26 protein-coding genes are annotated in these 20,889 nt (G+C 66.7%); 11 read left to right on the plus strand and 15 right to left on the minus strand.

Features of this window, described 5'->3' with window-relative positions:
* The 6 genes from M4578_RS10990 to M4578_RS11015 all read right to left on the minus strand — a co-directional run.
* Window positions 1-278: 4a-hydroxytetrahydrobiopterin dehydratase (locus M4578_RS10990; RefSeq protein ID WP_258093464.1), on the minus strand; the 278-nt coding region annotated here is incomplete at its 3' end.
* Window positions 275-1,474 carry a GNAT family N-acetyltransferase gene (locus tag M4578_RS10995; protein WP_258093465.1) on the minus strand — a complete coding sequence of 400 codons (1,200 nt, stop codon included), beginning with the start codon at window positions 1,472-1,474 and terminating at the stop codon, window positions 275-277. The genes M4578_RS10990 and M4578_RS10995, both read right to left, overlap by 4 nt.
* Before the next feature lie 46 nt (window positions 1,475-1,520).
* A complete protein-coding gene (locus tag M4578_RS11000) occupies window positions 1,521-2,276 on the minus strand; it encodes a glycerophosphodiester phosphodiesterase family protein (RefSeq protein ID WP_420854806.1) in 756 nt (251 codons plus the stop codon).
* A complete protein-coding gene (locus M4578_RS11005) occupies window positions 2,276-2,737 on the minus strand; it encodes a RidA family protein (RefSeq protein ID WP_258093466.1) in 462 nt (153 codons plus the stop codon). The genes M4578_RS11000 and M4578_RS11005 overlap by 1 nt, the downstream gene beginning before the upstream one ends.
* 76 nt (window positions 2,738-2,813) lie before the next feature.
* Window positions 2,814-4,121 (minus strand): HlyD family type I secretion periplasmic adaptor subunit, encoded by a 1,308-nt coding sequence (locus M4578_RS11010; protein WP_258093467.1) that lies wholly within the window; start codon window positions 4,119-4,121, stop codon window positions 2,814-2,816.
* The gene (locus tag M4578_RS11015; protein ID WP_258093468.1) at window positions 4,118-5,848 is read right to left on the minus strand and encodes a type I secretion system permease/ATPase; all 1,731 of its coding nucleotides are present in this window, start codon (window positions 5,846-5,848) and stop codon (window positions 4,118-4,120) included. Before M4578_RS11015 ends, M4578_RS11010 begins: the two co-directional genes overlap by 4 nt.
* A gap of 228 nt (window positions 5,849-6,076) precedes the next feature.
* Here M4578_RS11015 and M4578_RS11020 point away from each other — a divergent pair, with 228 nt between their 5' ends.
* A complete protein-coding gene (locus tag M4578_RS11020; protein ID WP_258093539.1) occupies window positions 6,077-6,799 on the plus strand; it encodes an MlaA family lipoprotein in 723 nt (240 codons plus the stop codon).
* Window positions 6,800-7,402, plus strand: coding sequence for an MlaC/ttg2D family ABC transporter substrate-binding protein (locus M4578_RS11025; RefSeq protein ID WP_258093469.1), 603 nt, complete (start codon window positions 6,800-6,802; stop codon window positions 7,400-7,402).
* A gap of 55 nt (window positions 7,403-7,457) precedes the next feature.
* On the opposite strand, the gene M4578_RS11030 is transcribed toward M4578_RS11025, so the two are convergent.
* A complete protein-coding gene (locus M4578_RS11030; protein WP_258093470.1) occupies window positions 7,458-7,943 on the minus strand; it encodes a peroxiredoxin in 486 nt (161 codons plus the stop codon).
* 94 nt (window positions 7,944-8,037) lie between these two features.
* Here M4578_RS11030 and M4578_RS11035 point away from each other — a divergent pair, with 94 nt between their 5' ends.
* The 3 genes from M4578_RS11035 (at window position 8,038) to M4578_RS11045 (ending at window position 10,860) form a co-directional block, all read left to right on the plus strand.
* Window positions 8,038-9,246 carry an NAD(P)/FAD-dependent oxidoreductase gene (locus tag M4578_RS11035; RefSeq protein WP_258093471.1) on the plus strand — a complete coding sequence of 403 codons (1,209 nt, stop codon included), beginning with the start codon at window positions 8,038-8,040 and terminating at the stop codon, window positions 9,244-9,246.
* Window positions 9,243-9,800, plus strand: a complete 558-nt coding sequence (rsmD, locus tag M4578_RS11040; protein WP_258093472.1) for a 16S rRNA (guanine(966)-N(2))-methyltransferase RsmD — start codon at window positions 9,243-9,245, stop codon at window positions 9,798-9,800. The genes M4578_RS11035 and rsmD overlap by 4 nt, the downstream gene beginning before the upstream one ends.
* 91 nt (window positions 9,801-9,891) lie before the next feature.
* On the plus strand, window positions 9,892-10,860 hold the full coding sequence (locus tag M4578_RS11045) for an MBL fold metallo-hydrolase (protein ID WP_258093473.1): 969 nt from the start codon (window positions 9,892-9,894) through the stop codon (window positions 10,858-10,860).
* A gap of 103 nt (window positions 10,861-10,963) precedes the next feature.
* Here the strand turns inward: M4578_RS11045 and M4578_RS11050 are convergent, their stop codons facing one another.
* The 5 genes from M4578_RS11050 to M4578_RS11070 form a co-directional block, all read right to left on the minus strand.
* The gene (locus M4578_RS11050) at window positions 10,964-11,392 is read right to left on the minus strand and encodes a cupredoxin domain-containing protein (RefSeq protein ID WP_258093474.1); all 429 of its coding nucleotides are present in this window, start codon (window positions 11,390-11,392) and stop codon (window positions 10,964-10,966) included.
* 13 nt (window positions 11,393-11,405) lie between these two features.
* Window positions 11,406-12,008: an ABC transporter ATP-binding protein gene (locus M4578_RS11055; RefSeq protein WP_258093475.1), complete on the minus strand. Its 603-nt coding sequence runs from the start codon at window positions 12,006-12,008 to the stop codon at window positions 11,406-11,408.
* 65 nt (window positions 12,009-12,073) lie between these two features.
* Window positions 12,074-13,042, minus strand: coding sequence for an ABC transporter substrate-binding protein (locus M4578_RS11060; protein ID WP_258093476.1), 969 nt, complete (start codon window positions 13,040-13,042; stop codon window positions 12,074-12,076).
* A 90-nt stretch (window positions 13,043-13,132) separates the two neighbouring features.
* A complete protein-coding gene (locus M4578_RS11065) occupies window positions 13,133-14,104 on the minus strand; it encodes a YVTN family beta-propeller repeat protein (protein WP_258093477.1) in 972 nt (323 codons plus the stop codon).
* 11 nt (window positions 14,105-14,115) lie between these two features.
* The gene (locus M4578_RS11070) at window positions 14,116-15,300 is read right to left on the minus strand and encodes an ABC transporter substrate-binding protein (RefSeq protein ID WP_258093540.1); all 1,185 of its coding nucleotides are present in this window, start codon (window positions 15,298-15,300) and stop codon (window positions 14,116-14,118) included.
* A gap of 158 nt (window positions 15,301-15,458) precedes the next feature.
* Here M4578_RS11070 and M4578_RS11075 point away from each other — a divergent pair, with 158 nt between their 5' ends.
* The 6 genes from M4578_RS11075 to M4578_RS11100 all read left to right on the plus strand — a co-directional run bounded on the left by M4578_RS11075 (window position 15,459) and on the right by M4578_RS11100 (window position 18,840).
* Window positions 15,459-15,950 carry a DUF3280 domain-containing protein gene (locus tag M4578_RS11075; RefSeq protein WP_258093478.1) on the plus strand — a complete coding sequence of 164 codons (492 nt, stop codon included), beginning with the start codon at window positions 15,459-15,461 and terminating at the stop codon, window positions 15,948-15,950.
* Complete coding sequence (locus tag M4578_RS11080) at window positions 15,947-16,498, plus strand: SRPBCC family protein (RefSeq protein ID WP_258093479.1); 552 nt, start codon at window positions 15,947-15,949, stop codon at window positions 16,496-16,498. The genes M4578_RS11075 and M4578_RS11080 overlap by 4 nt, the downstream gene beginning before the upstream one ends.
* Window positions 16,482-17,426, plus strand: a complete 945-nt coding sequence (locus M4578_RS11085) for a YncE family protein (RefSeq protein WP_258093480.1) — start codon at window positions 16,482-16,484, stop codon at window positions 17,424-17,426. The genes M4578_RS11080 and M4578_RS11085 overlap by 17 nt, the downstream gene beginning before the upstream one ends.
* Entirely contained in the window at window positions 17,423-18,226 is an 804-nt protein-coding gene (locus tag M4578_RS11090) for a quinoprotein dehydrogenase-associated SoxYZ-like carrier (RefSeq protein ID WP_258093481.1), read from the plus strand. Before M4578_RS11085 ends, M4578_RS11090 begins: the two co-directional genes overlap by 4 nt.
* Window positions 18,227-18,306: 80 nt before the next feature.
* Entirely contained in the window at window positions 18,307-18,537 is a 231-nt protein-coding gene (locus tag M4578_RS11095; RefSeq protein ID WP_258093482.1) for a type II toxin-antitoxin system CcdA family antitoxin, read from the plus strand.
* A gap of 3 nt (window positions 18,538-18,540) precedes the next feature.
* On the plus strand, window positions 18,541-18,840 hold the full coding sequence (locus M4578_RS11100; RefSeq protein WP_258093483.1) for a CcdB family protein: 300 nt from the start codon (window positions 18,541-18,543) through the stop codon (window positions 18,838-18,840).
* 114 nt (window positions 18,841-18,954) lie between these two features.
* Here the strand turns inward: M4578_RS11100 and M4578_RS11105 are convergent, their stop codons facing one another.
* The 3 genes from M4578_RS11105 to M4578_RS11115 are packed head-to-tail and all read right to left on the minus strand — an operon-like array spanning window position 18,955 to window position 20,850.
* Entirely contained in the window at window positions 18,955-19,491 is a 537-nt protein-coding gene (locus M4578_RS11105; RefSeq protein ID WP_258093484.1) for a PQQ-dependent catabolism-associated CXXCW motif protein, read from the minus strand.
* A complete protein-coding gene (locus M4578_RS11110; RefSeq protein WP_258093485.1) occupies window positions 19,488-20,339 on the minus strand; it encodes a substrate-binding domain-containing protein in 852 nt (283 codons plus the stop codon). The genes M4578_RS11105 and M4578_RS11110 overlap by 4 nt, the downstream gene beginning before the upstream one ends.
* Complete coding sequence (locus M4578_RS11115) at window positions 20,320-20,850, minus strand: c-type cytochrome, methanol metabolism-related (protein WP_258093486.1); 531 nt, start codon at window positions 20,848-20,850, stop codon at window positions 20,320-20,322. Before M4578_RS11115 ends, M4578_RS11110 begins: the two co-directional genes overlap by 20 nt.
* Window positions 20,851-20,889: the final 39 nt, after the last annotated feature.

A 20,889-nucleotide genomic window follows, 5' to 3' on the forward strand; every position in this document is an offset into this window, starting at 1 on the left:
AGCTTCCGCGCCAGCTTGGCGTCCAGCGACGACAACCCGCCCACATCATGGGTCGTCAGCACCACATCCACCCGCTTGTAGACATTCGTCCATTCCGGGTGGTGGTTCCATTTCTCCGCCCACATGGCAGCGCGGGTCATCCAGGCAAAGGCCTCGATAAAATCGGCGAACACAAAGGTCTTGTGGATCGCGTCCCGGTCCTCGACCATCTCCCAGCCGTTCTGCAAAAGCGGCGCAAGGATCGTCTCCCGGGCCGTCTCGGAAAGCTTTTCCGTCATTCCTGTTCCTCCCTGTGCTCCTTGCGGAAGGGCCCGTAGGCGGTGAGGATCTCGATATCCTCATCCACTGCGCGGCGCTCTTCCTCGAGATAGCGCTCCACCGCCTCGGCAAAGCCCCGGTCGGCCAGCCAGTGCAGGCTGTGGGTCTGCGTCGGCAGATAGCCCCGCGCCAGCTTGTGCTCCCCCTGCGCGCCGGCCTCGACCCGGTCCAGCCCGTGGCCGATCGCGAACTCGATGGCCTGATAATAGCAGGCTTCGAAATGCAGGCAGGGGTGATCTTCGACGCAACCCCAGTAGCGGCCGTAAAGCGCCTCGCGCCCCACGAAATTCAGCGCCCCCGCCACATAGCGCCCGCCGCGCTCGGCCATGACCAGCGCGATGTCGTCGCGCAGCGTGTCATGGGCAATCTCGAAAAACGCGCGGGTGAGATAGGGCGAGCCCCATTTGCGCGAGCCGGTGTCCTGATAGAACCGCCAGAAGGCATCCCAATGTTCGGACCGGATCTCGTCGCCGGTCAGCATCGCGATGGTGCCGCCGAACTCCTGCGCGGTGCGCCGTTCCTTGCGGATGTTCTTGCGCTTGCGCGAGCTGAGGCTGGCAAGGAAGGCATCGAAATCGGCATAGCCCTCGTTCTGCCAGTGAAACTGCTGGGTGATCCGGCGCAGAAGCCCCATGCGTTCGCCCGCGATGGCCTCGGCTTCGGTGCAGAAGGTGACATGCAGCGAACTGAGCCCGTTTTCCGCGCCAAACTGCACCGCCCCCTGCACCAGCGCCGACATGCCCGTGGCTTCGTGGCCGGGTTTCGTCAGGAACCGCCGCCCGGTGGCGGGGGTGAAGGGCACGGCGATTTGCAGCTTGGGGTAATACTGCCCGCCCGCCCGTTCGTAGGCATGCGCCCAGGAATGATCGAAGATATATTCGCCCTGGCTGTGGCCCTTGGCGTAAAGCGGCGCCACGGCAATGGTCTCGCCGTCCAGCTCGGCGGCGAGATAGCGCGGCTCCCAGCCGGTTCCGGGGCCGACCGAGCCCGAGGCTTCCAGTGCATGCAGGAACCGCCAGGTGGTGAACGGGTCGTGCGGGCGCCCGCCGTCGGCGGACTCGGGGCAGGCGCAGGCATCCCAGTCGCCTGGCGCGATCTGGTCGAGTGAAGTCAGGACGTTGACGGCGATGCTGGCGCCGGGGTCGTGATCGGTCATGCTCGGGTTCCCTGCCGGACTTTATCTGGTCCGCGAGGGGCGGGGTTCAAGCCGCATAGCCCTCGAAGGTGATGTTCTGCGCGACCTTGCGCGCCTCCGCCTCTTCCGCAGGCGAGCGGATCGTCCAGCAGAGCACCGGCACCCCCTGCGCCCGAAGCTCCTGCACGCGCGGATTGGAGAGATCGCGCCAGTGATGGCTGATAAAGCTCGCGCCGGTGCGCTCGAAATCGAGAATGCCGCGCAGGTGCGCGCGCGCCGTCTCGGGCAGGCCCGGCGTGTCCTCGGGCGTATAGCCGCAGGTGGTGAGCCCGCGCGGGATCCGCGGCGCGAGTCGCGCCAGCGTCGCCACCGAATGCGGATTGAAGGACATCAGCGCCACCGGCCCGTCATAGCCTGCGAGCGTCTCGGCGGCGGCAGCCTCCAGCGGGCCCACATCGGGGCCCATGGCGCCGTCCTGATCCTTGACCTCGATGAGCAGCGGCACCCGTCCCGCAACCAGCTCCAGCACCTGCGACAACGTCGGGATGCCCGCCGTTCCGTTCAGGAGCGGAATCGCCCCCAGCTCGGCGGCGCTGCGCTCCGTCACCGGCCCGGTCTCGGCGGTCAGCCGGTCCAGCGCATAATCGTGAAAGACCATCGCCACGCCGTCGGACGAGGGCTGAAGGTCGATCTCGATGCCATAGCCCGCCGCCACCGCGGCGCGGATCGCCTCGGCGGAATTCTCGGGTCGCCCCGCCGCCTTGTCGTGCAGGGCACGATGCGCGACGGGCCGGTCGAGGAAGGCGGCGGGCAGCGCGGGCATCAGGCGAGCTCGAAGATCGCTTCGATCTCGACGGCCACGCCCAGCGGCAGCGCGGCGGCCGAAACCGCCGAGCGCGAATGCCGCCCGGCGTCGCCGAGAACGGCGACCAGCAGATCGGAGGCGCCGTTGATCACCTTGGGCTGGTCGGTGAACTCGGGCGTGGAGTTGACGAAGCCGGTCAGCTTCACCACCCGCTTGAGCTTGGAAAAGTCGCCGCCGCAGGCCGCGCGCGCCTGTGCCAGCAGGCTGAGCGCACAGGCCGCCGCCGCCTTGGCGCCCGCCTCGACATCGAGATCGGCACCGAGCTTGCCAAGCATGAGCCCGTCCGGACCTTGGCTGATCTGACCCGAGACAAAGAGCATGTTGCCGCTTTGCACATAGGGCACGTAATTGGCGGCGGGGGCAGGCGCGTCGGGCAGGGTCAGGCCCAGCTCGGCCAGGCGGGCGTCGATGTCGGTCATGGAATCCTCCGGCTGATTTCGGCGCGACGCTAACCGCCCCGCAGCGCAATGGAAATAGCCGGAGGACCGGAAAGGCTCAGCTTTCGCGGAACGCCTTCGAGAAGTAATCGGTGAAGGGTTTCACCAGATAGGCCAGCGGCGTGCGGTCGGCGGTGCGCAGAAACGCCTCGACCGGCATGCCGGGGATGAGGGTGGTGTCCTCGGGCAGCTTGGCCATCTCGCCCTCGCTCAGCACAATCTCGGCGCGGTAATAGCTGATCGAGGTGTTCTCGTCGGTGAACGCATCGGCCGAAATCTTGGTGACGGTGCCGAAGAGTTCCGGCGTGGTGCGCTGATCGAGCGCGGCGAAGCGCAGCGAGACCTGCTGGCCGATATGGGTCTGGTCGATATGGATCGGCTCGACCTGCACCGAGATCACCAGCGGGCGGTCCTGCGGAATGAGATAGAGCACCGGCTCGGCGGCGCGGATCACCGAACGCGGGGTGAAGACGGTCAGCCCGTAGACGACCCCCGAAACCGGCGCGGTGATCTCCATCCGCTTGAGCTGCTCGCGCAGCGCCTGGCGCTGCTCGGCCAGCTCGCGGGAGCGGAACTGCATGTCGCGCAACGTGGTGATCGCCTCTTCGCGGCGCGCGGTCGCGAGCTTCAGGATCTCGATGTCGATCTCGGTGATCTGGCCTTCGGCCTGCGCCTTCTGCGCAATCAGTTCGCCCCGTTCGCCCGACAGCCGCGCCTCTTCGCGCTGCAATGCCAGCACGCGGCTGGCCTGCGCCAGCCCCCGGTCGAACAGCGTTTGCTGATCGGTCAGCTCCTTTTCGATGAGCGCAAGCTGGCTGCCCAGCGCCTCGGTCTGCGCCTCGATGCCGACAACCTGATTGCCGATCTGCTCGCTGCGCTTGCCCAGTTGCTCGACCTCGCGCGCGACGGATTCGAGCCGGGCGAAGAACAGGTTGCGCTGGCCATCCACCAGTTCGGAAATCTCGCCATCGGCACTGGCCATCTGAAGCAGTTCTTCGGGGAAGACGATCTCGTCCTTGTTGTCGCGCTCGGCCTCGAGCCGCGCCCGGCGCGCGAGCAGTTCGAAATACTGCCCCTCGACGATGGTCAGTTCGGATTGCAGCAGCGTCGGGTCGAGGCGGATCAGCACATCGCCCTTCTCCACCACATCGCCCTCATCGACGAGGATTTCGGAGACCGTCCCGCCATCGGCATGCTGCACGACCTGGCGGTTCTGATCCACCTGGATCCGTCCTCCGGCGATGATCGCGCCGGAAATCTCGGTGGTTGCCGCCCAGGTGCCGAAGCCGGCGACCAGAATCAGCAATGCGATCAGACCGAACATCATCGGCCTGCGCAGCGGAAAATCCTTGTCGGTCTCGCTCATCTTACCCCTCCCGGCCCGGCGTTCTGCACGATCTGTTCGTGGTTCTTGACCATGGAACGCAGCACCTCGTCCTTGGGGCCAAAGGCCGCGCGGGCGCCGTGTTCCAGCATCATCAGCACGTCGCATTCGCGGATCGCGGCGGGGCGGTGCGCCATGATGATCACCGCCTTGCCCTGCTCCTTCATCCGGCGGATCGCCTGATTCACCGCCTCGGAGCCCTCATTGTCGAGATTCGAGTTCGGCTCGTCCAGCACCAGAATGACCGGATCGCCGTACATCGCACGCGCCAGCCCGATCCGCTGCACCTGCCCGCCCGACAGCCGCCCCCCCGCCGAAGACACCCGCGTGTCGTAGCCGTTGGGCAGCTTGAGGATCATCTCATGCGCGTCGGCCTTTTTCGCCGCCTCGACGATCTGTTCAGGGTCGGGGGTTTGCGACAGCCGCGCGATGTTCTCGGCGATGGTGCCGTCGAACAGCGCGACCCGCTGCGGCAGATAGCCGATATGCTGGCCCAGCGTCTGACCGTATTGTTCGAGAGAGGCGCCATCGAGACGGATCTTGCCGCCCGCCGGGCGCCAGACCCCGGTCAGCGCGCGCGCCAACGTCGACTTCCCGGCGCCGGAGGATCCGATCACCCCCATCGCCTGCCCTGGCAACAGGGTGAAGCTGACCAGCCGCAGCGCCGCCTGATGTTCGCCCGGCGGCACGACCGTCAGCTGCGTGACCTCGAGATTGGCCTTCGGCTTGGGCAGCGGCAGGCGGGCCTCCTCGGGCGGCACCTCGTTCAGAAGCTGGGCGAGGCTGTCCCAGCCCTTGCGCGCGCGGGTCACCATCGGCCACTGGCCGATCGCCATCTCGATCGGGGCGAGCGCACGGCCCATCAGGATCGAGCCGGCGATCATTGCGCCCGCGGTCAGTTCGCCCTGTAGCACCAGATAGGCGCCCAGACCCAGCATCGCCGATTGCAGGAACAGGCGGAATGTCTTGGTGACCACCGAGAAGGTACCGACGATGTCGGTGGTGCCGATCTGCCCCTTCAGCGACTCGGCCCGTGCCTTGTGCCAGCGCTTGAACGCGGCCTCGCGCATGCCGAGCGACTGCACCATCTCGGCCTCGTTGCGGATCTGTTCCGAGGTATGTTCGGCCCGCAGCAACGCGCGGTTCGATTTCAGCGTCGGGTTGCGGCTGAGAAGCTGGTTGAAGCCGGTGATCACCACCAGCACCAGCCCGCCGGCGATGGCGAGATAGCCAAGCCAGGGATGGAAGATGAAGATCCCGGCGATGAAGAACGGCGTCCAGGGAATGTCGAACATCGACATCAGCACCGGCGAAGACATCAGCCGCTGCACCGATTCGAGATCTTTCAGGCCGGTCGCGGCCAGTTCGTCGGGCTGCACGGCGGCCCGGCGCATCACCGCGTCGAACACCCGCAGATCCATCGCCGCCTGGAACCGCGCGGCGACCCGCGCCATGACCCGGCTGCGGGCATAGTCGAGGATGCCCATCATCCCGTAGAGGAACACCACAAGCACCGAGAGCGCGATCAGCGTCGCCTCGGACCGCGACCCCAGCACCCGGTCATAGACCTGAAGCATGTAAAGCGGGCCGGTCAGCATCAGCATGTTCACGAAGAAGCTGAAGATTGCCACGAACCAGTAATACGGGCGGCTTTGTTTACGGGCGGCCACCAGTTCGTCGCGGCCGGCATCCTTGGATCTTTGTTGCATGAGCGCGTCGGCTCTCCGTTGCTATCTCGTAGGCCTGTATCATGCACAGGCAATCGTTTAACTATCGTTCTGTCGCCAAAGTGTCACAGCGCGGCGGAATGCCCTTGGGTTGCTTGGGGGCGGGTTAGTCTGCGAATATGCGTCTTTGTATAGCAATAACGGGAATTTCCAATGCCATTTGCCAAGAGGGTGAGCCGAGTTTCGGGGATCAGGACGATCTTGGTGTTGATGGCCGGTCTTGCGGTCTCGGCCTGCGCCGTGCCCGGGCCGGGTGAGGCGCCCGACGGGATCTACGATCCGAACGAAGGCGCAAACCGCCGCGTTCATGCCTTCAACAAGCGGATCGACAGCGCGCTTTCCGGCGGCGAGGGGCCCGGGCTGGCCGCCTCTGTCCCCGAACCGCTGGCCGAAGGGGTCGCCAATTTCGCCGATACCGTATCGCTGCCGCAAACCGTGATGAACCAGATCCTGCAGGCGCGCCTCGGCCGCGCCGCGCGCAACACGCTGCGATTCTCGGTGAATGCCACGGTCGGCATCGCCGGGCTGTTCGACGTGGCCTCGCAGATCGGCCTGCCGGAAGACGAGAGCGATTTCGGCGAAACGCTTTATGTCTGGGGGCTTCCCGAGGGGGCCTATATCGAACTGCCGGTGCTGGGGCCCGCGACCGAGCGCGACGCGGTCGGCAAGGTCGTCGATCTCTTCACCGATCCGGTCAGCTATCTCGTGCCCACCCCCGACCGCTACTACGCCACCGGCGCAAAGCTCGCCGACAAGGCGCTGAGCCGCGCGCGATACGGCGAGACGGTGGATTCGGTCCTGTATGACAGCGCCGACAGCTACGCCCAGCTTCGGATGATCTATCTCCAGAAGCGCCGCTTCGAGCTGGGAGATGAAAGCGCGGGGGAAGAGGACTATATCGACCCCGAAGCATTGGATACGGAGGGTTTCTGAATGGCACGGCACGTCCTTTCCCGGCGCGGTCTTCTCGGGTCTCTGGCGATGGCGGGGTTGATCTCGGCGCTGCCCGCAGCGGTCTTCGCGGCCACCTCGGCGCAGGCCCAGACGCTGGTGGACAAGCTGGTGGGCGAGATCAACCGGGTGATCGATTCCGGCAAATCGGAATCCGCGATGCTCGGCGACTTCAAGCGCATCTTCGAAAGCTACGGCGACATGCCCTATATCGCCGCCTATGCGCTGGGGGCCGATGGCCGCAGCGCCAGCCCGGCCCAGAAAAAGGCGTTCTCGGCGGCGTTCTCGGGCTATATCTCGCGCAAATACGGCAAGCGGTTCCGCGAATTCGTCGGCGGGCGGCTGGAGGTGAACGGCGCCAAGAAGGTCAAGAACGCCTATCAGGTCTCGACCACCGCCTATCTGCGCGGCGAGGCGCCCTTCGAGGTCACGTTCTTTGTCGGCGAGAAATCCGGCCGTTTCTACAACATGTATATCGAGGGCGTGAACATGCTGCTGACCGAGCGCACCGAGATCGGCGCGATGCTCGACAAGCGGCGCGGCGATCTCAACGCGATGATCGAGGATCTAAAGCGCGCCGGCTGACAGCCGCGCGCGGACCCCGCAACGGGGCCCGCGCCGGCCATATCGCCGGGCGCGCTCACATTGCCGCGAGCAGAGCCTCGCCCGCGGAGGTTTCGCAGCCGCGGGTCTGCTCGGGCAGGAACCGGGTCACGGTGCCGTCCTCGACCAGCATCGCATAGCGCTTGGACCGCGAGAAAAAGCCGATCGCCGGCACGGTGAGTTCCATCCCGATGGCCTTGGAAAAGGCGGAATCCGCATCGCAGAGCATCGTCAGCCCCGCCTCGTCGGCACCGGTCACCTCGGCGAAGGCCTTCATCACGAAAGGATCGTTCACCGCGATGCAGATGATCTCCTCGACACCCTTCTCGGCCAGCGCATCCTTGGTGCGGATGAAACTCGGCACATGTTCGACCTGACAGGTGCCGGAAAAGGCACCCGGGATGCCAAAGATCACCACCTTGCGCCCCTTGAGACGGTCGCTCAGCGTCACCGTCTCCACGCCCTCGGCGCCCATCCTGCTCAGCGTGGCTTCTGGCAGCGTATCTCCTGCGGAAATTGACATGTGCGGGTGTCTCCCTGATTTGCGTTTCCCGTTCACCGGGATATAGGCTGCGCCCGATCAAGGCCAACTCGGAAATTCGGAAGGACAGGCGCAGATGGGCGATGTGGTGGTGATCGGCGCGGGCCAGGCCGGCGCTTCGCTGGTGGCACGGCTGCGCGGCAAGGGGTTCGACGGCGGCATCACGCTGATCGGGGCCGAGCCGCTGCCGCCCTATCAGCGCCCGCCGCTCAGCAAGGCCTATCTGCTGGGTGAGATGGCGCAGGAGCGCCTGTTCCTCCGCCCTCCGGCCTTTTACGACGAGCAGCGCATCGCGCTGATGCTGGACAGCCCCGCAATCGCGGTGGATACCCGGGCGCGGCACGTCATCGCCGGCGGGCGCGAGATCTCCTATGACGATCTGGTGTTCTGCACCGGCTCCGCGCCGCGCCGGCTGCCCGCGGCGATCGGCGGCGATCTTGACGGCGTCTTCGTGGTGCGCGGCATCGGCGATGTGGATGCCATGCGCCCGCGCTTCACCGAAGGCGCCCGCGTGCTGATCGTGGGCGGCGGCTATATCGGTCTGGAAGCGGCGGCGGTCGCTGCCAAGCTGGGGCTCAAGGTGACCCTGGTGGAAATGGCGGCCCGTATCCTCCAGCGGGTCGCCGCGCCCGAGACCGCCGATTATTTCCGCGCGCTGCACACCGGTCATGGCGTCGATATCCGCGAAGGCGTCGGGCTCGGCACGCTCACCGGAACCGGGGGCCGGGTGACCGGGGCCGAGCTGACCGACGGCAGTGCGCTTGCGGTCGATTTCGTCATCGCCGGCGTCGGCATCCTGCCCGACACCGCCCTCGCCGAAGCCGCCGGGATCGCCATCGAGAACGGCATCCGCACCGACGCCCAGGGCCGGACCTCGGCGCCGCAGGTCTGGGCGGCGGGGGATTGCGCCTCGTTCCCCCATGGCGGCGCCCGGCTCCGGCTGGAAAGCGTCGGCAACGCCATCGACCAGGCCGAGACGGTGGCGGACAATATCATGGGGGCCGAGCGCCCCTATCTGGCGAGACCCTGGTTCTGGTCCGACCAATATGACGTGAAGCTGCAAATCGCAGGGCTGAACACCGGCTATGACCGGGTGGTGCTGCGCCAGAGCGGCGCGGCGGTCTCGCATTGGTACTACGCCGGCGAGACGCTGCTGGCGCTCGACGCGATGAACGATCCGCGCGCCTATATGGTCGGCAAGCGGCTGATCGAGGCGGGGAAATCGCCCGCGCCCGGTGCCGTGGGCAACCCCGACACCGATCTCAAGGCGCTTTTGAGCGCGTGAGGATCATCGCCGGAGAATGGCGCGGCCGGGCGCTGACCGCGGTGGGCAAGGGCGACCCCCGCGCCCATCTGCGCCCCACCACCGACCGGGTGCGCGAGAGCCTCTTCAACATGCTCGCCGGTGGCCGCTTCGGCGACCCGTTCGAGGGTGCGCAGGTGCTCGACCTCTTTGCCGGCACCGGCGCGCTGGGGCTGGAAGCGCTCTCGCGCGGCGCGGCGTCCTGCTGCTTTGTCGATGACGGGCGCAAGGCGCTGTCGCTGCTGCGCGAGAACATCCGGCTACTGGGCTGCGCCGACCGCACCAAGGTGATCGCCCGCGACGCCACCCGCCTGCCGGCGGAGGGCACCGCCTGCGATCTGGTCTTTCTCGATCCGCCTTACGGCAAGGCTCTGGGCGGGGCGGCACTGGCCGCGGCCCGCGCGGGCGGCTGGCTCGCCCCGGGGGCGCTGGTGGTCTGGGAGGAGAACGCGCCGCAAGCCGCGCCCGAAGGGTTCGATCTGCTGGAAAACCGCCGCTACGGCGACACCCATGTGACGCTTCTGCGCGTAGCGTGACCGCGCCGCGCCGCCTTGGCTCTGGTAATCGTGGGTGGCTCGGGTATCTTATTCATATCTGTTCATGTTTGCGAAGAACTGGGAGGCTCGCATGACGATTTTCAAGCCGACGCGCCGGGACATTCTGGCCATGGCCGCCGCCGCGCCCGCGCTGACCCTGCCGGCCATGGGCCGCGCGGAGCTGGGGGCACCCGCCGCGGGCAACCCGTCGCATTTCTCCTTCTCGCTGGGCGAGGCGAAATTGACGGTGATCTCGGACGGCTCGCTGCAGCTTCCGGCCAACGGGCTGGGCGTGAACGCCGATCCCGAAACGGTGAAGGCCTTCCTGGAAAGCTATTATCTCTCGCCCGAAATCAACTATTCGCACACCAACCACCTGCTGGTGGAGCTGGGCGATGCCAAGGTGCTGGTCGATGTCGGCTCGGGCAACCGCTTCCTCGACACCGCCGGCCGGCTCCTGGACAACCTCGATGCCGCCGGCATCGCCCCGGGCGAGATCACCCATGTGGTCATCACCCATGCGCACCCCGATCACATCTGGGGCATCCGCGACGATTTCGACGAGGCGATCCTGCCCGACGCGGCCTATTTCATCGGCCAGTCCGAACATGATTTCTGGATGCAGGACGGGCTGGCCGGCACCGTTGCGCCGGACATGCAGCAATTCGTCGTGGGGGCGCAGAACTCGATCAATGTGGACGGCGCCGACTGGCAGCTTCTGTCCAACGAACAGGAGATCGTGCCGGGGCTGCGCGTGATCGACACGCCGGGCCACACGCCCGGTCACATGAGCCTGATCCTCGAGTCGAACGGCCAGCAACTGCTCGTCACCGGCGATGCGATGAGCCATTCCTACATGAACTTCGCCCATCCCGAGTGGTTCAACGGTTTCGATATGGACGGGGCGCAGACCGTCGCCACGCGCCAGCGCCTGCTCGACATGGCGGTCGCCGATCGCATGGCCGTTCTGGGCTATCACTTCCCCTTCCCCGGTGTCGGGCATGTGATGAAGGACGGCGAAACCTATCGCTTTGTACCCGCGCTCTGGAAATGGAGCTAGGCAGCTTTCCGCGGCACCGTCCTGACGGTGCCGCGATCCGGGCGCGCTGAGCCCGATCTTTCCGGACGGCGATGGCGCCGCCTGCAACTGCGCTTGCGCCGGTCTACTGGATGGAAATATCCACGCGCTGGCTTTCGCCGCTGCTGCCGGGGATCTTGAGATAATAACGGCCCGGCTTGATGGCGAGGAACTCGATCTCCATCGTTCCGGCCTCGTCGAACTCGACGCTTTCCAGGCCGAAGGGCCGGATCTCCAGCCCGTTCACCACCACCTCGTTGACCCAGATCGCCCGGAAGAACCCCGAGCCTTCCAGCGCCAGTTCACCGCTGCCGTCGGCCTCGATCTCGAGCTCGTAGAGCATCCCGGATTTCAACGTGATCGGCGCCTCGGCCAGCGGCTTGCCCACCGACAGCAGGATGCCGGGCATCTCGCCCTTGTTGGAATTGGACAGCACGCCGGCAAAGCCGAAGTCATGCGCGGCGGCGGGCAGGGCGCATAGCGCGAGCGCCGCCGCGAATAGCGGGGTTTTCATGGGTCTTCCTCCTTCAGACCAGATGAGGGGAAAGCGTGGCCGGATGGCCGCGCAGCTCCAATATGCGGTTGGCTAGGCGTTCGGCCTCGGCTCTGGCATGGGTGACAAAGATCGTTGCGGGGCGGGCCTCGGCGATCAGCGCCTCGGTCAGCGACAGCATGGACTCGGCCAGCGCCGGATCGAGCGAGACAAAGGGCTCGTCCATGACCAGCATCTCGGGCCGGCCGGCAAAGGCGCGCGCCAGCGCCAGCCGCCGCTGCTGACCCAGCGACAGGCGCCCCGGAAAGGCCTCTTCGCGGCCTTTCAGCCCGACCCGCGCCAGCGCGGCCCGGGCCTGCCGGTCGCTCAGTTCGGGATGGACCAGCGTCAGGTTGCGCAGCGCGCTGCGCCAGGGCAGCAGGGTGGGCTCCTGAAACACCATCGCCATGGATTCCGGCCGGTCGACATGGCCCTCGAAATCGCCGTCGAGCCCGGCAACAATCCGCAGCAGAGTGGATTTGCCGATCCCGGACGGCCCCAACAGCGCCACCGTCTCGCCACGCGCCACCTCGAAGCGCACGTTCTCCAGGATCGGCGTGACCCCGAACCGCTTGGCGCGAATATCGACGCGGATCACGCCCGGCTCCGGACGCAGGGGGCGAAAGGGCACGACGCGCCGGTCATCTGCGCAGCGATCCTGCCTCATTGCACCGCCGCGAAAAGACCGTCGGGCACGGCGTCGGCGCGGCCGACCAGCTCGGCCCCGCCGAGATCGGCCATCAGCGCCAGAAGCCGGCCCGCCGCCGCCGCATCCACCGGGCCGCGCGCGGGCACCCCCGCCAGCCAGTCGGCGCGAAGCTGCTCGAACTGCGCATCGGTCTTGGCATTCATCATCGGGCGAACCGCATCCCAGGCGCCAGCCTCGTCGGCCAGCAGCGCCTTGGCCTCGCGGCTGGCCTCGTAAAAGCCCTGCGCCAGATCGGGGTGGGACGCCAGGAAGTCGCCCTTGAAATAATAGCCCAGCAGCGGCACGTCCGGATCCAGCCCCAGCGCCATCGCGGCGGTCTCGACCGAGATCAGCTCGCGCATGCCGGCGGCCTTCATCTTGGCCAGGAAGTGCCAGAAATTGATCGCCCCCGCGTAATCGCCGCCCAGTGCCGATTTGAAGATCAGCGGTGGCGCGCCAAAGACCTGCTCGGTCTCGGCCTTGAGATCGAGCCCGTATTCCTTCTGCGCATAGGCGCGCAGGATCAGCCAGGATTTGTCCAGCGGCCCGCCCGCGATGCCGATCTTGCCGCCGGCGAGATCGGCCAGCGTGCGGGCGTCCGAGCCCTCGGGCACCACGACCCCGCCGACCGCGCGGGAATAGGGCACCACCACATAGTCCTTGCCCTCGGCGCGCTGCCGCGCCACCCAGATCCAATCCGCCACAGCCATGTCGGCCTCGCCGCCCTCGACCGCGATGCGGGTGGCGCCGTTGTCGGCATAGGGCATCATCTCGAGCTTGAAGCCGTGTTTCTCGTCCAGCCCGTTCGCGGCGATGGTGGACAGCTCCCAGTTCACCGTGCCGATCTTGAGCGTCGCGGCCCGGATCACCGGCAGATCCGCGGCCATCGCCGCCGAGGCCAGGCACAGCGCCCCGAGCGCCGCCATAAATCGTTGAAAGCGCATAATCTCTCCTCCCCAGAAAAGCGCGCGCCGGGCAAGCGGGTCGCCGTACCCGGTCATCGGGCCCAACGTGATCGCCGCACCCCTTCTTGTCTAGTGGGGCGTGATCGCCACGCCCCAGGGCTGCTGCCCCACCGGCACCGACCTGATGGCCTGTTCCCGGGCCACGTCGATCACCGTCACATCGTTGGAATTCCCGTTGGTCGTCACCAGAAACTCTTCACCCGGTGTAAAGGCCATCTGCCAGACGCGCTGTCCGACCATGATATAATCGACAACCTCCAGCGAGGCGCCGTCGATCACCGCCACGCGATTCGCCGGCCCCAGCGCCACGAAGATACGGCTGCCGTCCCGGGTGATCTTGACCCCAACCGGCTGAAGCCATTCCGGCAGCACGCCGGGCACCTCGAAGCCGATCTTCTGCGTGAGCGTCGGCGTTCCGTCCTCGGCGATGTCGATCACACTGACCGTGCCGCCGATCTCGGCGCTGACAAAGAGTCTTTTACCGTCCGCGGTGTATTCCGCATAGCGCGGGCGCTGGTCCACCAGCACATTGTGCTTGATCTGGTAATCCTCGGTCGAGATGAAATGCGCCATGTTGGTGGTCTCGGACGTATTCACCACCCATTTCTCGTCGGGCGAGATCGCCATGCCCTCGGGCTCGACCCCCACCGGCACCTCTGCCAGAATCTTGTGGGTCCGAGTATCGGTCACGGTGACGAGATTGTCGTCCTCATTGGCGATGTAGAGCGGCGAGCCTGCCGGATCGAGCACGAAGAGTTCGGGATCGGGGCCCGACGGCAGGGTGTAGAGCTCCTGATAGGTTTCGGTGTCGAAAACCCGCACCGCGTCGTCATCCGAGGCGCAGACATAAAGCAGCTTGCCATCGGGCGAGAGCGTGATGCCGCGCGGGCGGTTGCCGCCGCTGAATTCCTCGATGGGCTCCCAGGTCGATGTGTCGATCACGGTGATGGTGTTGCCGCGCTCGTTCGAGACGAACGCCTTGCCCGCGAAGGCGCTGCTGGCCGCAAGGCACAGCGCGGCAGAGAGGATCAGGGGGTTCATGGCGTGTTTCCTCATTGGAATGCGGTGCAGGCGGATTCGGGGCGGTCGAGCCCCAGCGTGTCCAGCGGCGAGACCTGGTGCAAAAAGCCTTCCTGCGGGCTCACGCTGACGGTGATCCGCCCATCGTAAAGCAGGATCGGCTGGCGCATCTGGCCGTTCCAGTCGCGAAAGGTCACCTTCTGCCCCTTGAAGGCGGCCAGCTCGAAAGCGTCCGACAGCACATAGGCCTCGATCTCGCGCGGGTCGGTGCTGGTCGTGCGGGTCACCGCCTCGCCCAGCACGCGCAGCGCCAGCCAGACGTTGTAATCCTCTTCCATCACGTAGCGGCGGGTGAGCTTTTCGAACCGGGTCTGGAACTGCGTCGCGCCCCAGGCCTCATGGGCACCGTGGATGGTGACCGGGCGCAGCCCGGCGCTGCCCATGACCGGGCGCGGCGTCCACAGATGATAGGGCAGATAGGCGGCGAAATAATCGGTGGCATCGGCGGCGATCACCACGTCATGCTCCTTGGTTCGTTGCATGAAGGTCGGCAATTGCCGCTGCACCATCACATGGCCGGAATCGGTCCGCCGGGCGCCGCCGGTGTCCTCGAAAACCCGGTCCTCGACGACCTTCGCCCCGAACTTGTGCGCCGCGCGGCGATAGGCATCGGCCAGCGCGCGGTCGGCGGGGTTCGAGCCTTCGACCAGCAGCCAGCGCGGCCATTTCTTCCAGACCGCAAACTGCGCCACCGCATCGGCCTTCATGGCGTTCGAGGGCGCGATATGCAGCAGGTTGGCCCGGCAGGCATCGTCCCGCAGCGCTGTTTCCGGCGCACGGGTGTTCACCACCAGCGCCCCCGCCTGCGCGGCCCGGTCGGTCAGCCGCAGCAGATCCCCGGCCTGCGCGTCGATCACCAGATACCGGATGCCCTCCGCAAGCAGCGCCTCGAGCGCCGCATCGGCCTCCTCCGGCGCTGCGGCAACGGTTGCGGTGTCGTAGCTGTGGCCCAGGAACCGCCCGGTGGTGCCATTGTCCTCGTCGGCCAGCACCGCCCCGGCAAAGCCCAGATCCTCGGGCCGCAGATCGAAGCGCGAGATCGGCAGCAGAGTGGGGTAGTCCACCCGCAGCACCGCCGCGCGCACGTCCAGCGCCTGCGCAGCACCTGCAAAAACAGTAAGAAACGCCGCAGCGAGCAGCGGCACAAGCCTTGTCAGCAATGTCTCCTCCCAGATGCCCGGCTGTTTTTGTCGGGCTTTGCGCAACCCTGCCCGAGTCTCCGGCTTGGGCGGAACCGATACTTTTGGTTCGGTTGCAGGCTCTAGGGTAGCGGCGGCACCATGAGGCGCGACTCTTAATTTCTAAGAAGGGGGAAATGCTTACGCGCGTTGTCATCCTGAGCCTGGCGCTCTGCGGCGCGGCACAAGCGGAGGAGACGGTGGCCTTCTTCGGCATCACCTTGCTGGATTCCTCGCTTCAAACCGCCGAACTGGGCCAGGACCCGGCAGAGCTTGCCCGGCTGGCAATGCTGGAAGAGCAGGTGCGCGCGCGCTTTACGGAGGAGGGCTATGCGCTGGCCGATCTGACCCCGGTGGCCAAGGAACGCGACCGGATCGTGAACCCGGCGAAATGCTATGGCTGCGACACGCGCATGGCCGCAAAGCTGGGCGCCGATTATGCGCTGGTGGGCGAGGTTCAGAAGGTCTCGAACCTGATCCTGACCATGAACCTGCAGATGCGCAGCGCCGCGACCGGCCAAATGGTCAAGGGCCGCGTGGTCGATATTCGCGGCAACACGGACGAAAGCTGGACGCGCGGCATGCGCTACATCTTGAACAACACATTCTTCAGGGAGGAGGAGGAATGAACAGACGGTATTTGCTGATGTCGGGGGCGGCGCTGGCGCTGGTGCCCGGCATGGCGCTGGCCCATGGGCCGAGCCGGCAGAAGATCACGCTGACGACCGAGGTGGCGGCGGAGCCTGCCGAGGTCTGGGCCGTGATCGGCAATTTCCAGGACATGAGCTGGCACCCGGCGGTGGTGTCGCAGGAGGGACAGGGCGGCAACGAGATCGACGCCACCCGCATGCTGTATCTGAGCGACGCGGGCGCCGACGGTCCCAAGATCGACGAGATCCTGTACAAATACAGCGCCGAGAAAATGTCCTATTCCTACCGCATCACCGAGGTGGCGGTGGAGGTGCTGCCGGTCACCAATTATTCCTCGCATCTGACCGTGATGCCGCGCGACGGCGGCGGTTCGGTGGTGGAATGGCGCGGCGCCTTCTATCGCGGCTACCCCAACAACGATCCGCCGCCCGAGCTGAACGACGAGGCCGCCATCGCGGCGGTGTCGGCGGTCTATCAGGCCGGGCTCGACGCGCTGGTCGAGCGGTTCGGTGCGCCCGCTTCGTAATACGGCGCTGAGCCTTGCGCTGACCCTCGCCGCATGGCCCGCGGCGGGGGATGTGGCCTTTGTGACCTGCCAGAACGGGGACGCGGTCAGCGTTCTGGACTTGTCCACCGGAGAGGAACACGCGCGCTGGACCGTTCCGGGGAAACCGGCGGGCGTGGCGGTGGACACGGGCGGCGCGGTCTACACCGTGTCGCCCGACAGCAAGGCGGTGCGGCGGTTTTCCTTTGCGGGCGAGGTGCTGGCCGAGGTCACGCTGGACGGCGGCCCCATCGCCGCGACCTATGACGCGGCGCGCGACCGGCTGTTCGTGTCGGACTGGTACAACGCCCGGCTCTGGGTGCTCGACGGCGCAACGCTGGCGCCGCTGGGCGAGCTGCCCGCCGATGCCGCGCCCTCCGGGCTGGCGCTGTCGCCGGACGGGGCGGTGCTGGCCGTGGCAGAGCGCGACGCCGACCGTGTCCGCTTTTACGACGCCGCAACCCTGACCCTGCGCCACACCACGCGCGTCGGCACGCGACCGTTCGGGCTGGGCTTTGCCCCGGACGGGCGGCTGTTTGTCGGCAATGTCGGCAGCAACGACGTGACGGTGATCGACCCCGCGTCGGGCGAGGTGCTGGCCACGCTGCCGGTGGGGGAACGCCCCTATGGCGTGGGCTTTGCCGCAGGCCGCGCCTTTGTCACCAACCAATATGCCGACACGGTCAGCGTCATCGCGCTCGACGATCTGAGCCCGGTCGGCGTGATCGAGGTCGGCGAATACCCCGAAGGCATCGCCGCCACCTCGGACGGGCATATCGCGGTCGCCAACTGGTTCGACAACACGCTGAGCCTGATCGACGCGGAGACGCTGGAGGTGGTGGCCAGCTACGGCACCGCCGACGGGCCCCGCGCCTTCGGCGCCTTCATCCTGCACGGAGACCTGCCATGAGACCTGCCCTTGCCGCCCTGCTGATCCTCACCGCCCTGCCCGCCTGGGCCGGGGAGGCCTGGGACTCGGTCCGCTATCAGCTCTATGGCGACCGGGCGATGCTGGAGGGCGCCGGGGTGATCGCGCTCGACGCCCCCTATCGCACCGCCAATGACGCCCGCACCCGGATCGCCGCGCAGGTGGCCGCGCCGCCGGGCGCGCGGATCGGCAAGGTCTCGGTGGTGCTCGACGAGAACCCGATGCCGGTTTCGGCGGTCTTTACGCTGAAAGAGCCTCAGCAACGCTTCTTCTTCGACACGACGCTGCGCATCAACGGGCCGACCCCGGTGCATGTGGTGGCCGAGATGAGCGACGGGCGGCTCTTCGTGTCAGAAGCCTTCGTCAAGACCTCGGGTCAGGGCGCCTGCGCGGCGCCGCCCGGCACCGACCCCGAGGCGGCGCTGGCGACGCTGGGCGAAATGGTGCTCACGGTTACGGGCGATGTGCCCGGCAGCGCGGCGGAGCGGCTGGCGGGGCTGGCGGCCCGGCTGAAGCGGCTCGACGTGGACATCTCGCACCCGTCGCATTCGGGCATGCAGATGGACCAGATCACGCTGCTCTTCCTTCCCATGCGCTATGTGGAGCGGGTCGAGATCCAGACCGACGGCGGCGGCTATGTGGAGATGACCGGCAGCATCTCGCTCTCGGAAAACCCGCAGGTAAGCCTCTCGGTGCCCGGCGCCACGCGGTCGGTGGATGTGACCATGACCGACATCTCGGGCACGGTGACCACGGCGCACAAGGATCTGGCGGGGTTCTGAGCGGCGGAAAACCACCCTGTACGATACCGTCATTCTGCGGTATATATAGCGGCATGATTATGCCCTCCCCGGAGTCTGCCATGACCGCCCGCGCCCGCAAATCCACCAGCATGACGCTCGACCCCGCGCTTCTCGACGAGGCGCGGCAACTGGGGATCAATATCTCGCGCGCGGCGGAAAGCGGCGTGGCCGCCGCCATCTCGGCCGAACGCGCCCGGCAGTGGAAAGCGCAGCATGCGGGCGCCATTGCCGATTACAACGCCTTTATCGACACGCAGGGGGTGCCGCTGGCGGACCGGCGCAAGTTCTGAGCCATGGCCGCGCAGTTCGATCTCTACCGCATGGGCGACGGCACGCTTGTGACCGTGCTGCAAAGCGACCTGCTCGACGGGCTTCAGACCCGCGTCGTGGCGCCCCTGATCCCTGCAGACCAGATCGGCCGGGTGATGGCGCCGCTCAACCCTTCGGTGCAGGTGGGGGCGGAGCGCTTCCTGCTGATGCCGCAGCTTGCCGCAACGCTGACCGTGGCCGAGCTGGGCGAGCGGGTGGGTTCGCTGGCGGTGATGCGGGACGAGATCGTGCGCGCGCTGGACGCGCTGCTCTCCGGGGTGTGAGGGAGCGGTGGGCAAGGATTGCCCACCCTACAGGCGACCGGCCGGAAATGCGGATCGCCCTGCCTTTCATCTTTCTAGGAATACGCCCGCCGGAGGCGCACCGCCTTACTCCGTTTACGGCTGCGGCTCCCGTGGGGTGCCCCGCTCTGTCGGATAGTCCTGAAACACCCAGCCATCGGTGCCCTCGGGAAACCAGTAGACCGTCGAATAGCCGTACTCCAACGCCCGCTTCGCGGCGTTCCAACTCATCCAGCACTCCGCCAGGCAGAAAAACAGCACCGGGTGCGCCAGGTCGCCCCCCGTCGCCTCCGCCAGCCCCGCGCGGAAATAGGCCTCGGTCACATCGGCAATCGCGCCATAGCCCACATTGGGCAGCCAGATCGCGCCGGGAATGCTGTCGCGCGGCTTGTCGCGCCAGATCGTGCCTTCGGGCAGGTTGGCGGGTTTCGGTGCCTGCGGCAGCACGTCGATGAAGGCCACCGCCCCGGACTGCCAGAGCGCAAACGCCACTTCGGCATCGACCACCGTGGCCCCTGTCAACGTATCGGGCACCGGCCCCCGGTAGTGATCCATGCGGTAGCCCTCGGGCTCCGGCTCTCCGGCAAAGGCCAGCGCCGGCAGCAGCAGCGCCACCGCCAGCGCCCGGATCATTGTCCGACCTCGAGCATCCCGTCGCCCATGTCGCGTACCAGCGGCACTCCGGCCTCGGCCAGCAGCGCGTCGATCTCGCCCTGATTGCGGCGGATCAAAGAGTTCAGCTTGCGCTGCCAGACCTTCTCGCCCTGCCGCACCCCCATGGTGATGCGGTAGAAAAGTTTGGGAAAGGCCGCCTCGTGCAGCAGCGGGATCACCGTCAGATCCGGGTGGTCGCGCCGGACCAAAGGCCCTGCCAGCGGCCCCCAGAGCACCGCCGCGCCGATCTCGCCCGCAGCCAGATCGTTCAGCATATCGACGGCGGGGCTTTCATGGCGGCGGTCGACCACCAGATGATAGGGCCGCGCCTTGCCGATGAGCCCGTAGCGCGCCATATGCGTCGCGGGCGGCGAGCCCGCCACCACACCGATGGAGAGCCCCTGTAGCCGGGGATCGGAAAGCTGCGTCACCTCCGCCAGCGGCCCGTCCGTGGGCACCACCAGAACATAGACCGAGGTCATGTAATGGTTGGTGTTCAGCACCAGCTCGTGGCCCTGGGCATAGCCCATCACCACATCGCATTTCCCCGCCTTCAGCGTGTTGCGGATGAACCCCGTCGCCATCGGATACCAGGTGTACTGCACCGGCAAATCCAGCTTCGACGCGATCAGCTCGGCCAGCCGGTTCTCATAGCCCGATCCGTCCTGCATCGACATCGGATCGTTGGCCGGATCGGCGCAAACCCTGAACGCTGTCCGGGAGACGAGATCAGAGGTTTGCGCGTCACCCGGCCCGCCGTGGAAGACCAGCAGGGCCGCCAGCACCGCCGCAAGACAGCGGCGCAGGTTACGACCCCATGCAGGCATTTTCCATCTCGGCAAAGACTTCACCTTTCTTCTCTTTCTTGGCGGGGCGGCCGCGCGCGATTGCGCCGGAGCCATGCGCCTTGAGATAGGTATAGATGTCGTCGAGGTAGCACATCACGTTGGGATTGGTGCCGAAGGCGGGCATCACCGAGTTCTCGGCCGCGCCGACCTTCTGGCGACCATTGGTCACGACGTCGATGAAATCGTAATAATCCAGATCGAGCGCCGAGTTCTTCAGCGCCGGGGCATAGGTCGAGCCTTCGCCATCCGGGCCGTGGCAGACATGGCACTCGGCGTGGTAGCGACGAAAGCCTGAGAAGGTCGGCCAGTCCACCGTGCCGTCTTCGGCCACGTTGAAGGTGGGCACGCCGTCATCGGTGTAATAGCGTCCGTCTTCTTCGTAGGCCGCCTTGATGTTGGGGTCGTCCATCGAGACCTTGTCCGCCGCGGAAAGGGCGGTGGCCGAGACGAGGCAGGCGGCGGCTGCAAGAAGGCTGAGGGATCGGGTCATGGTCACCTGTCCTGAGGAATTTTGGAGGGATGGGGGCCG

The sequence above is a fragment of the Salipiger pentaromativorans genome, from assembly GCF_024721115.1.
GTDB classification, from domain to species: Bacteria; Pseudomonadota; Alphaproteobacteria; order Rhodobacterales; family Rhodobacteraceae; genus Salipiger; species Salipiger pentaromativorans.

Bases quoted from the DNA above. Each gene is read 5' to 3' on its own strand.
- M4578_RS10995 (WP_258093465.1), bottom strand. From the start codon at position 1,474: ATGACCGATCACGACCCCGGCGCCAGCATCGCCGTCAACGTCCTGACT.
- M4578_RS11000 (WP_420854806.1), bottom strand. From the start codon at position 2,276: ATGCCCGCGCTGCCCGCCGCCTTCCTCGACCGGCCCGTCGCGCATCGT.
- M4578_RS11005 (WP_258093466.1), bottom strand. From the start codon at position 2,737: ATGACCGACATCGACGCCCGCCTGGCCGAGCTGGGCCTGACCCTGCCC.
- M4578_RS11010 (WP_258093467.1), bottom strand. From the start codon at position 4,121: ATGAGCGAGACCGACAAGGATTTTCCGCTGCGCAGGCCGATGATGTTC.
- M4578_RS11015 (WP_258093468.1), bottom strand. From the start codon at position 5,848: ATGCAACAAAGATCCAAGGATGCCGGCCGCGACGAACTGGTGGCCGCC.
- M4578_RS11020 (WP_258093539.1), top strand. From the start codon at position 6,077: ATGGCCGGTCTTGCGGTCTCGGCCTGCGCCGTGCCCGGGCCGGGTGAG.
- M4578_RS11025 (WP_258093469.1), top strand. From the start codon at position 6,800: ATGGCACGGCACGTCCTTTCCCGGCGCGGTCTTCTCGGGTCTCTGGCG.
- M4578_RS11030 (WP_258093470.1), bottom strand. From the start codon at position 7,943: ATGTCAATTTCCGCAGGAGATACGCTGCCAGAAGCCACGCTGAGCAGG.
- M4578_RS11035 (WP_258093471.1), top strand. From the start codon at position 8,038: ATGGGCGATGTGGTGGTGATCGGCGCGGGCCAGGCCGGCGCTTCGCTG.
- M4578_RS11045 (WP_258093473.1), top strand. From the start codon at position 9,892: ATGACGATTTTCAAGCCGACGCGCCGGGACATTCTGGCCATGGCCGCC.
- M4578_RS11050 (WP_258093474.1), bottom strand. From the start codon at position 11,392: ATGAAAACCCCGCTATTCGCGGCGGCGCTCGCGCTATGCGCCCTGCCC.
- M4578_RS11060 (WP_258093476.1), bottom strand. From the start codon at position 13,042: ATGCGCTTTCAACGATTTATGGCGGCGCTCGGGGCGCTGTGCCTGGCC.
- M4578_RS11065 (WP_258093477.1), bottom strand. From the start codon at position 14,104: ATGAACCCCCTGATCCTCTCTGCCGCGCTGTGCCTTGCGGCCAGCAGC.
- M4578_RS11075 (WP_258093478.1), top strand. From the start codon at position 15,459: ATGCTTACGCGCGTTGTCATCCTGAGCCTGGCGCTCTGCGGCGCGGCA.
- M4578_RS11080 (WP_258093479.1), top strand. From the start codon at position 15,947: ATGAACAGACGGTATTTGCTGATGTCGGGGGCGGCGCTGGCGCTGGTG.
- M4578_RS11090 (WP_258093481.1), top strand. From the start codon at position 17,423: ATGAGACCTGCCCTTGCCGCCCTGCTGATCCTCACCGCCCTGCCCGCC.
- M4578_RS11095 (WP_258093482.1), top strand. From the start codon at position 18,307: ATGACCGCCCGCGCCCGCAAATCCACCAGCATGACGCTCGACCCCGCG.
- M4578_RS11100 (WP_258093483.1), top strand. From the start codon at position 18,541: ATGGCCGCGCAGTTCGATCTCTACCGCATGGGCGACGGCACGCTTGTG.
- M4578_RS11105 (WP_258093484.1), bottom strand. From the start codon at position 19,491: ATGATCCGGGCGCTGGCGGTGGCGCTGCTGCTGCCGGCGCTGGCCTTT.
- M4578_RS11110 (WP_258093485.1), bottom strand. From the start codon at position 20,339: ATGCCTGCATGGGGTCGTAACCTGCGCCGCTGTCTTGCGGCGGTGCTG.
- M4578_RS11115 (WP_258093486.1), bottom strand. From the start codon at position 20,850: ATGACCCGATCCCTCAGCCTTCTTGCAGCCGCCGCCTGCCTCGTCTCG.